This is a genomic window from Pseudoalteromonas sp. SG45-5 (assembly GCF_014164085.1).
In the GTDB taxonomy this organism is placed as follows: domain Bacteria; phylum Pseudomonadota; class Gammaproteobacteria; order Enterobacterales; family Alteromonadaceae; genus Pseudoalteromonas; species Pseudoalteromonas aliena.
In genome coordinates this window covers 1-366 of sequence record NZ_JACJEM010000172.1, presented here as the reverse complement: position 1 = coordinate 366, position 366 = coordinate 1, and the positions used below count along the sequence as shown (strand labels likewise).

Sequence of the window (366 nt, the reverse complement as noted above, 5' to 3'; positions counted from 1 at the left end):
TCAAGATCGACTAACACTAAACCATCAATGCAATTATTAAAATCAGGGTCGATACTAAAGCTTAAAAATTGCACCCCGCCAGGCGTACAGAGCTCTGTATATTGTTTAAATAGCGTAGGAACTTGTGCGCCCATGTTGGCAAGTACATGTTTAAGTTCTACAAAGTCTTCTTTTATATCGCTGTCCGTAAATACGGTTTGGCATTTTTAATTAAGCGAATTGATATTAAAGGCGTCAGTGCTTATTCTTTCCCGAGATAGCGTTTTGCTTTATTTTCTTTTACATTTTCAAGATCGACTAACACTAAACCATCAATGCAATTATTAAAATCAGGGTCGATACTAAAGCTTAAAAATTGCACCCCGC

At 36.6% G+C, this 366-nt stretch carries 1 pseudogene; it reads right to left on the bottom strand.

The features are described 5' to 3' along the window. Positions 1 to 182 (bottom strand): annotated as a pseudogene (locus tag H5119_RS20625) (GNAT family N-acetyltransferase); the annotation flags it as partial. Positions 183 to 366 lie beyond the last annotated feature (184 nt).